Genomic DNA, 10146 nt, shown 5'->3' with positions numbered 1-10146 from the left:
TATCATTAGTATAAGTTTATTTTAATATAATAGGTCTATCTAAAGGTAAAAAATGTTAAAAATTAGAATATCACGCCCCTCAGAAGCACCAGAAATCATACAAATCTGGAAAAATTCAGTCGATGCTACACATGACTTTCTGACAGCTGACGATCGCCAAGAGATTGAAAAAGAAGTTATCGGTTTTTTTTCCGAAACACCGGTATGGGTTGCTACTAATCAAGAAGATCGCCCACTCGGCTTTATGTTTTTACATGACGATCATCTAGAGGCGCTTTTTATCGATGCATCGGCTCGCGGGTTAGGTATCGGAAAACAGTTAATATCACACGCATTAGCTCTTCATCCTAATTTAAGCGTTGATGTCAATGAACAAAATCAGCAAGCCGTCGGTTTTTATCAGCATATGGGCTTTCAAATATCTGGACGTTCGGAGTTGGATAATCAAGGAAGAGCGTACCCATTATTGCATCTAAGTAGAGCTAAGACGATCACCCTTTAGTTTTACAAGCTTGTACGTATATAGATTGCTATAACTCTAGAATAGAGAAATACCTTTATGCTTATTACTTACACACGATGAATATTAGTAAAAGTGGCTTTATGTTTACCTCTGCAGGGGAATAGCGAAGTAACTTGCTCAATACTCAATAAAAGAAAGCGTATCTAGCGAAATAGATATCCTACACAAATATGAGCCTAAGATAACTAAGTAGCAAGTTTCAAATGCCCAAACTTCTCACGCTTCACTTTCATTTCTTCTTCAAGGCGACGGGACTCCTGCCCTGTTTCAATCGCCGTAGAGGTTGCTACCGAACGAATAAGTTGAGTACGAGTTGGTCTTGTTGCTTGAACTAATTCGTTCTTTTTCATACTAGTCTCGCTTCAAACGGGCGATAGTGCATTTTATTATCGTTGTTTTATATTCAATGTAGATCACTTTCTAGTTAAAAATTTTATAGTGCTATGTTATTTCATTTCCGCCTACATTGAGCTATTAGGCTAGCCTAAAACCTGTTCGCAATCTACTGCAGGTATTTCTAAACTATTTAGGGATATTTAAAAACCTACCACAATCTCTAGTTAATATTTATACCCTAACATTGTCTTGTATCATAGCTGTTAATGATCATGGAAAAATCCACCAATTACAACATACAAAGTAAAGTTATGATAACTTGTCATATGCAGGTATAACTTATCTAAAATTTAGTGATTTATATGGTGATTACTGAAGTAGACCTTCTTTCAAAAATTGCATAAAGGGGAATGAAATGGATGTCAATAAACTTAGAGAGATGCTCATCGAGCATAATGGTCTTCAAAATACTGATGAAGTCTATACATTTTATTATGATGAGACGAATAATATCCGAAAATTATATTTAAAAGATTCTGGCTTTAATGTTAACAAAGCAGATAATTTTATCCTTGCAGGCATTCTGCATAAAGGGCGAAACACTAGCTGTGATTATTCGACCCTATTTCAGATGCTTAATCTTCAAAAAAGCACCCATGAGCTAAAGCTCAAGCATGTTGCTAAGGGTAGTTTTTTGAATATGCTTAAATCTGATAAGATTTTAATTATTCTAAACTGGCTCATCGAAAATAAATTCTACATCCATTATTTTAATCTTAATATCGTATACTGGTCTGTTATTGATATTATTGATTCTATTATTGATGAGTTACATCATCCTTTTTATATTGTGAATCACATGTCACTTAAGAGCGATTTCTATGAGCTTGCTAATAGCAATTCTGCAGTTTTCCTTAATGCTCTATATGAGTTTAACTACCCAGATATTCCAGAAGAAAAAATTCATGTGTTTTGCAGATGGCTTATTGATTTTACATGCATGTACAGTTGTATGCTGCCAAATGTTCAAGCTAGTGTACTCGAAAATTTGGTTAAAGAATCACTGAAAGTCGAAGATCTACCGTTTATATCGGGATCTCATGGTCGAGAACTGATCGATAGCTTTATGGTGTTTTATTTAAGAAACTTATTTTTATTTAAAAATTCCATTCATATCTTTGATGAAGAAAAAAGCATTCAAGGTGATGTTAAAAATTTCCCGTTAACTGACAATGATATGCCAATACATAATCATGAGTTCGTTAAATCCCACAACTCAGAGGCTATTCAACTATCTGACGTTATCGCCGGATTTTTGGGTAAGTATTTTTCTTACTTAAAAGATGTAAATGATGAACAATTAGCGCTTGATAAGGTAAATTTAACTAGTCAGCAATTTAAGACTCTTTCCGCATTAAAACGCATTGTTGATATTTCTGATGATGTAAGCAGAGGATTTTTTAATGTAGTTAGCAGTGAGGGAGAGCGGCGAAGAAATAACTTGTTCTTACATGGTGTAAAATTATAAAGGTTAAAAACTACTTTTTGCACTAAAGTGCCCTCAAATAGTTTTCAAAGGTTAGGTTTGAGCTGTGAGTTCAACCGGTGGATGCAACAGCGACACACTGGTTCAAGCGTTTTATGTAAACCCGCGGGGGCACAGGCTAGGCATCTTACTGTATTCTTGGTTTACATTTATACTCGTCTAACAAGCGTTGTGAAACAAAATACACATTACCTTTAGCTCTTGTACAAGCTACGTATAGCTTATTTAACGTCGAGGGTGCCAACGTAGCCAACCGTCCTTTTTTATAGGCTGTGAATGTGGTTGGGTTTAGAACTATGCAAATGTCAGCGAAATCATCCAAGCCTTTTGTATTTCCCCAATTATCAGTCCTTCCAAGATACTTGTAGCTTTCTTTAAAAAACAATTTAACGATGGAGTCGTCGGAGAATAGTCTCTTAATATGCTCATTATCGTCAATTAGGGCAATACTGACCTCATCTTGTCGATGGGAGCTTATTGTGATGCCAATTTGTTCGGTAACAAACCTACAAACTGTAGGGCTACATCTATAGCTGTGGGAGAGTGTATCTAAGTCGATTGTGTATCCAGAATCTTTGAGCTTGGTAAGATATATTTCATAGTTGTTATGTAAGTTTTTTTGAATATTACCATCTCTGCTAGTATCAAAAGTATGTTGGAAAAAGTCACCAACGAATAATATCTCCACATCCATTATCGACAACTGACAAAGTAAATTAAAATCATTAGCTGCGAAATCTTGAACTTCATCTACGCAGAAGAAATCAAAATACTTTTCAATACGCTTGGAGATGTCAGATATTCCATCACAATCCATCATCATCTTCGAAATGCGGTTATGGTAAAGTCGGTCTCCTTGACTTATGTAATGTGCATGAGTGTTGCGTTTAGCAAATTTAGGCGGATCACTATAGCTAATTCCCTTTATCTTTATGTCGTTACCAATGATTGGTCGCACGCAGAACGACATTAGGAATGAAAAATAGGTGTAAACACGAATACCTTTAGGTATTACCCCAAATTTGTTTAAAATACGTTTCTTCAGGTTAGTAGTATTATTTACAGTGTAAGTAACAATCAGCGCACGACTATTTATGTCTAATTTATCAATTATATGCTGTGTTTTTCCCGCTCCTGCAACTGCTAGCACTACTCGCTTATCCATTCAATGGCCTCTCTAATGTATGGAGGTACAGTGATTTCATTTGCCTTCTCGTCAAGTAATCTAAATGCTGCGGTTGTTTTGTTATTCAACATATACTGTTGCGGTGTTAATTGGATCCCTCCGCCTGAAAATAAGTCGTCGCAGATTTCTTTATTGTCTTGATACATGCATATTTCAAAAGTTGTTCTTGTGTTATTTTTGTCAGCGAATACAGTTATACAATCTGCCTGGTAATCATGATAATTATCTATACAGTTTTTCTGATAATCACTATCATTATCACGGATCACCACTGTCCTAATATTCAATAACTTAGAAACTTCCATATATCGTTTAAAGCTAGTACCACCAACTGAAATTATATGAACCCCATCCTCGCTTGGTGGATGACCTTTAGTTCGCTCGTATAAGCATTCCATCAGAATATATTCCGCATCACCCTCAACAAGAATTACTTTTTCAGAAAGGACATGCTCTAAGATGTTATGGTTAGGAGCTTTTGCAAAAAACTTAGCGGTATCCCTCGTGAGGTCCGTCAAGCTAGCAGGTCTTGTTGCTGCACTATTCAGTAAGATCGACTTTCTTAAATCTAATCTAGAGCTAATTAGACTACTATGAGTTGTAATTATCACCTGATTGCTATGAGCTTTTTCTACCTGATCAATTAGCTTATACATGTTGGTGTGACTAAGGTGGTTTTCAGGTTCTTCTAGTAACAAGACATCGATTCTCTTGCCTTCATCACGCTCTCTCAATGCAAACGCAGTTTTTATAAAGCACTGTCTTCCTTTACCACGATTTTCAATTGGAATGCCTTCCTCTGTTAGGGTTAGGTCAGTTTCCAAATTGAACTTTGAGCCAGAACGAATAGCAAAATCGTATCCCTCTAAATTATCATTAATCACATTTAGTTGAGTATCCCTGAAGGCATTTTTTTGCTGTCTATATTCATTCATTAGACTGTAACGGACAGGTTGCTCTACAGTCGCTTCATACATGGCTTTTACATACTGACTGTTTGCGTACTCGTTGTTAATTTGAGTGCTATCAATAGATAAAAAGCGCAAAAATTTCCGATAATTCGAGTATACGTCCCCATTGAATGTAATAAACTTGGCAACGTAAAATTCGAATGGAAAGTTATCACCTTCAGTATCCAAAACTTGCCGTATCTCCGTGCTTAACTCTTCGTTCGGCTCACAGATCAATTGAAGCCCATCAGCATAAGTTCCATCACTATTATTTCTACCGTTGAGATCTGGGTTATCTGCTTCGTTTAGAAATAACTCAATATGAAGACTCGGAAGACGGTCTATATTCTTCTCACCAGCTAGAAATTCTGAAACAACACTGGCATTAAGCAAAGCTTCGATACCCAAGCTCTCTACCTTGCTTCTACTACCACTCAAGACAAGTTCAATAGCCGTCAATATAGTGCTCTTTCCTGCTTCATTATCCCCAACCAGAATATTTCTTTTGGGATCAAAATGAATCTCATACTCTCGAAATTTCTTAAAGTTTTTGATTTTTGCCTTCAAAATATGTGTCATTATAGTACTCACCCTACTATCTAAATTATTAGCTAGAATATTATATAGACTTCATAGTGATAAGAATGCTGTTGCTAACATGTTTTGAGGTATAGCTGATCCCCCGCTGAACAACACTGATGATTGTTAACTACTCCTGCTTATGCCACAGAACTGTGTCTTGATTAAGCATGATTCTGTGCCATGGAGATAGTGCCCCCCCAAAAACTAATTTTAATTTCGATTCACCACTAGCAACCATGCTTCAACACTATATCCAAATACGGGTGCAGCCATTCACCATCCGGCAACTCATGTAAGCTCACGAATCCATCATGTTCTAGCGTGCAGATATCGCCGTGCGAGCTTACATAATCATAAACTGCCCTGCTCTCTAAGCCTTGGATCATATACTTACGTAGCATCACATCACGACGCCACGCTTTCCACTCCTCGTTTTTTGTTTTTCGCTTTGTGGTATTGAATGGCTGCCCAACCGCATTCACGACAGAAAGCCCATACCTATTTTTCTTTCCTGTCTTTAGATACTCGTCAAGAAGCAGGTTTAAACTGTCACAAAGTTCTTTTGTTTTAAATTCCCAATGTTTCAGCATTTCTGATACATAATCGTCGGAATAGAGCTTTTTTAGCTTTTTCACCATATTCCCCTTAGGCGAAAAATTAACTATTCCAGCATTAAATATAGTGCCGTAGCGGATAGTTTTAACGAGCGCATCATCTACCCCTAGCGTATCTTTGATAAAGTCGGTTTCTAATACAGATAGTGAATCAGTGCTAATTCCATATTTATTGAATTCTTGCTCTAAGATAGCTAACTGGCAGCCTTTAATATCATAATTGTACCCGTTGGCTAAACATGCCCATTTCATCTTGCTGGGTAAATATTGAAAACCTGTACCTATCTCAAAAGAACGGCTCCCCACTTTGGCGGTTTTATACGCTTGTCGATACTCAACGATTAGTAGCGTTTTGCATGATCATTAACACAATAACGCTACACTTTCACAGAACATCATAAAAATAAGCCATCACTCATACTTTTATTGGCAAAGATATTTAGATGATTAAAGCAACACACTGAAACCTTATGGTATGATGCCGTATTATGTTTGTGAAATAAAACCAGATAGAGTTTAACAACCAACACTCACAAACGAGATAAACTTCAATACGTTAAGAAAGACGACACCATGACTGACAGCCAAAATTTCGAATCCCACACCCCCATGATGCAGCAGTATCTTAAGCTTAAGGCAGAGCACCCAGAAATCTTACTGTTTTATCGTATGGGTGACTTTTATGAACTGTTTTTTGATGATGCTAAAAAAGCCTCACGCTTATTAGATATTTCATTAACAAAACGAGGTCAGTCGGCAGGTCAACCTATTCCTATGGCTGGCGTTCCTCATCATGCGGTTGAAAATTATCTGGCTAAATTAGTGCAATTGGGGGAATCCGTTGCCATCTGTGAACAAATTGGTGATCCGGCCACCAGCAAAGGCCCTGTTGAGCGTAAAGTGATCCGTATTGTCACACCGGGCACCGTTACGGACGAAGCGCTACTTGAAGAGCGCCAAGACAATCTATTAGCCGCTATCTGGCAAGATAAAAATGGCGCTTTTGGTTATGCCACTTTAGATATCACCTCTGGACGTTTTCGGGTCACTGAAATGCCGGATAGCGAAAGTATGGCAGCTGAACTGCAACGCACTCACCCAGCAGAACTACTCTATCCAGAAACCTTTGAGTCAATGGCATTAATTGAGCGTCAGCAAGGTTTACGCCGACGTCCAATTTGGGAGTTTGAGTGTGAAACCGCCAAACAGCAACTTAATTTACAGTTTGGAACCCGCGATTTAACTGGATTTGGTGTTGAAAATGCCCGACTTGCACTTTGTGCTGCAGGTTGCTTATTACAATATGTTAAAGATACGCAACGCACTGCGTTGCCTCATATTCGTAGCATTACCATGGAGCGTCCGCAAGATACCATTATCTTAGATGCAGCCACTCGCCGTAATTTAGAATTAACCCAAAATCTTGCTGGCGGTTGTGATAACACCTTGGCATCTGTACTTGATCTGTGCGTGACCCCAATGGGAAGCCGTATGCTCAAACGTTGGATACACACCCCTTTACGCCAGCGTGAACAATTAATTAAACGCCAAGATGCGATTAGCGCCTTACAACCCCTCTATTTTGAGTTACAGCCTTTTTTACGTCAGGTGGGTGATTTAGAGCGGGTACTTGCTCGTTTAGCATTGCGATCCGCTCGTCCTCGTGACTTATCACGTATGCGCCATGCCTTTCAACAATATCAAGATATCCACCAAGTGCTTGATCAGGCGGATATGCCCTATATTAAAGAATTACAGCAGCGTATCAGCCAGTTTGATGAGTTGCGTGAATTACTGGAAAATGCCATTGTTGAAACACCACCCGTATTAGTACGCGATGGGGGTGTGATAGCCCCTGGTTATAATGCAGAATTAGATGAATGGCGAGCATTGGCTGACGGTGCGAGTGACTATCTTGAAAAGCTTGAAGTTCGTGAACGTGAAAAATGGGGTATTGATACCTTAAAGGTTGGCTTTAATGGGGTTCATGGTTACTACATACAAGTCAGTCGTGGCCAAAGCAATTTAGTCCCAATGCACTATGTGCGTCGTCAAACACTGAAAAATGCTGAACGCTATATTATTCCTGAACTAAAAGAGTATGAAGACAAGGTATTAACCTCTAAAGGTAAAGCATTAGCAATTGAAAAAATGCTCTACGAAGAGCTTTTCGAAAAACTATTACCTCATCTAACCGCCTTACAAACCAGTGCTGAAGCGTTAGCTGAAACCGATGTTCTGGCTAATCTCGCTGAGCGTGCAGAATCACTCAATTATACACGCCCTGAATTAACAGAAAAAACAGGTATTCAAATCACTGGTGGACGTCACCCTGTTGTAGAACAAGTACTGAGTGAGCCATTTATCTCAAACCCTCTACAACTCGCGCCTCAACGTCGTCTACTCATTATTACCGGCCCTAATATGGGCGGTAAAAGTACCTATATGCGTCAAGCGGCATTAATTACGCTACTGGCTTATATTGGTAGTTTTGTGCCCGCAGAAAAAGCGGTAATAGGCCCAATTGATCGTATTTTTACCCGCGTGGGTGCCTCTGACGATCTGGCTTCGGGTCGTTCAACATTTATGGTGGAAATGACAGAAACCGCAAATATTCTTCATAATGCCACTGAAAACAGTTTAGTGTTAATGGATGAAATTGGCCGAGGCACTTCTACTTATGATGGGCTTTCTCTCGCTTGGGCTTGTGCCGAAAATTTAGCGAATCGCATTAAAGCGATGACACTCTTTGCCACACACTATTTTGAATTAACGACACTGCCAGAAAAACTAGAAGGCACTGCCAATATTCACTTAGATGCGGTAGAGCATGGGGAAACTATTGCCTTTATGCACAGTGTTCAAGAAGGTGCAGCCAGTAAAAGTTATGGTTTAGCGGTTGCGGCATTAGCCGGTGTGCCAAAAGAGGTGATCCGCCGTGCAAAGCAGAAATTAAAAGAGTTGGAAACCCTATCAGGTCATTCAGGGGCAAGCCATGTAGAAACGTCACAACTAATGTTATTAGCAGATATTGAGCCTTCTGAAGTTGAATTAGCATTAAATAAAATTGATCCGGATTCATTAACACCAAAACAAGCGTTGGAATTGCTCTATCACTTAAAAGAGCTAAATAAATAACAAAAGAAAAGCCGATTAGTTAATTTAACTAATCGGCTTGATAACGCATTGGGCACCTAAAGCAACTAGTTCATCTTAAAAAGTGCCTCTATGCATAATCCTTGCCCTTGCAGAATATCTTTTAAACGACGTAATCCCTCAACTTGGATTTGACGAACCCGCTCTCTTGTCAAACCAATTTCTCGACCAACATCTTCTAATGTTTCAGCCTCGTAACCCAGTAATCCAAAGCGACGCGCTAATACTTCGCGCTGTTTTGGATTTAATTCAAATAACCATTTTACGATATTTTCCTTGAGGTTATTATTTTGAATGGTTGCTTCTGGCCCTTCTTCATTTTCGTCTGAAATAATATCTAGTAAGGCTTTATCTGAATCCCCACCAATCGGTGTATCAACAGAAGAAATACGTTCATTTAAACGTAGCATTTTGCTGACATCATCGACGGGTTTATCCAGCGTTTGCGCAATTTCTTCAACACTTGGCTCATGATCGAGCTTATGTGCTAATTCTCTTGCGGTTCTTAAATAGACATTGAGTTCTTTAACGATATGAATGGGGAGACGAATAGTGCGGGTTTGGTTCATAATGGCACGTTCAATAGTTTGACGTATCCACCATGTGGCATAGGTTGAAAAACGAAATCCTTTTTCAGGATCAAACTTTTCAACAGCACGAATAAGGCCTAAATTGCCTTCTTCAATTAAGTCAAGAAGAGCTAACCCTCGGTTCGTATAACGGCGAGATATTTTAACAACTAAACGTAGATTACTCTCTATCATCCGTTGTCTTGATGGGATATCACCTCGTAACGCTCTACGAGCAAAGAATACTTCTTCTTCAGCACTCAACAATGGAGAATAGCCAATTTCTCCTAAATAGAGCTGAGTTGCATCTAACGCACGCTGATTGACTCCTTCAATGAGTTCAATTTCATCTTGAGCGTCAGATTCATTTTCAGCCTCTTTTGTTGCGGCTGCTTCATCGAACTCTTCCATGTTCTCATCAATATCATCAGTATATAACTCGTCTACTCTTAGCGTACTTTGGCTCATCAGCTGCTCCTACCCTTGATAATTTAGGTAAACGACGCTCTTAATGAGATCGATTTACCAGTTTATCGCTGTGTCACGACACAACGGGTTTACTGATTTTCCCTTGTAACGAATTACAAAATAAAAAAATAACATAATCTGTTTTACTGTTAATTTACTTTATAGTTTATTCAATATATTTATTAACTATAAGTATTAGTTATTAACAGCAATTAT

Annotated in this window: 8 protein-coding genes; 3 read left to right on the top strand and 5 right to left on the bottom strand. The window is 38.5% G+C overall.

Going from position 1 to position 10146, the window contains the following annotated elements:
• The first annotated feature begins 52 nt into the window (after window positions 1–52).
• Window positions 53–502: an acetyltransferase gene (locus tag AACU98_RS13875; protein WP_161734928.1), complete on the top strand. Its 450-nt coding sequence runs from the start codon at window positions 53–55 to the stop codon at window positions 500–502.
• A 206-nt stretch (window positions 503–708) separates the two neighbouring features.
• Here the strand turns inward: AACU98_RS13875 and AACU98_RS13870 are convergent, their stop codons facing one another.
• A complete protein-coding gene (locus AACU98_RS13870; protein ID WP_017827512.1) occupies window positions 709–873 on the bottom strand; it encodes a hypothetical protein in 165 nt (54 codons plus the stop codon).
• 401 nt (window positions 874–1274) lie between these two features.
• Between AACU98_RS13870 and AACU98_RS13865 the strand changes: the two genes are divergently transcribed.
• Window positions 1275–2387: a DUF3800 domain-containing protein gene (locus tag AACU98_RS13865; RefSeq protein ID WP_115286960.1), complete on the top strand. Its 1113-nt coding sequence runs from the start codon at window positions 1275–1277 to the stop codon at window positions 2385–2387.
• Between the two features lie 145 nt (window positions 2388–2532).
• Here AACU98_RS13865 and AACU98_RS13860 read toward each other — a convergent pair whose 3' ends face one another.
• The 3 genes from AACU98_RS13860 to AACU98_RS13850 all read right to left on the bottom strand — a co-directional run bounded on the left by AACU98_RS13860 (window position 2533) and on the right by AACU98_RS13850 (window position 6043).
• Window positions 2533–3570 (bottom strand): AAA family ATPase, encoded by a 1038-nt coding sequence (locus tag AACU98_RS13860; protein WP_115286961.1) that lies wholly within the window; start codon window positions 3568–3570, stop codon window positions 2533–2535.
• Window positions 3555–5120: an ATP-dependent nuclease gene (locus tag AACU98_RS13855; RefSeq protein WP_124725173.1), complete on the bottom strand. Its 1566-nt coding sequence runs from the start codon at window positions 5118–5120 to the stop codon at window positions 3555–3557. Before AACU98_RS13855 ends, AACU98_RS13860 begins: the two co-directional genes overlap by 16 nt.
• Window positions 5121–5350: 230 nt before the next feature.
• Complete coding sequence (locus tag AACU98_RS13850; protein ID WP_124725174.1) at window positions 5351–6043, bottom strand: hypothetical protein; 693 nt, start codon at window positions 6041–6043, stop codon at window positions 5351–5353.
• Window positions 6044–6310: 267 nt separating this feature from the next.
• Here AACU98_RS13850 and mutS point away from each other — a divergent pair, with 267 nt between their 5' ends.
• Window positions 6311–8875: a DNA mismatch repair protein MutS gene (mutS, locus tag AACU98_RS13845; RefSeq protein ID WP_017627877.1), complete on the top strand. Its 2565-nt coding sequence runs from the start codon at window positions 6311–6313 to the stop codon at window positions 8873–8875.
• 65 nt (window positions 8876–8940) lie between these two features.
• Here mutS and rpoS read toward each other — a convergent pair whose 3' ends face one another.
• Window positions 8941–9930: an RNA polymerase sigma factor RpoS gene (gene rpoS / locus AACU98_RS13840; RefSeq protein ID WP_004244343.1), complete on the bottom strand. Its 990-nt coding sequence runs from the start codon at window positions 9928–9930 to the stop codon at window positions 8941–8943.
• Window positions 9931–10146 lie beyond the last annotated feature (216 nt).

It is taken from the genome of Proteus sp. G4380, assembly GCF_963885725.1.
GTDB classification, from domain to species: Bacteria; Pseudomonadota; Gammaproteobacteria; order Enterobacterales; family Enterobacteriaceae; genus Proteus; species Proteus mirabilis.
The sequence above is the reverse complement of the archived record's forward strand: the minus strand, read 5'-3'. Positions and strand labels throughout refer to the sequence as shown.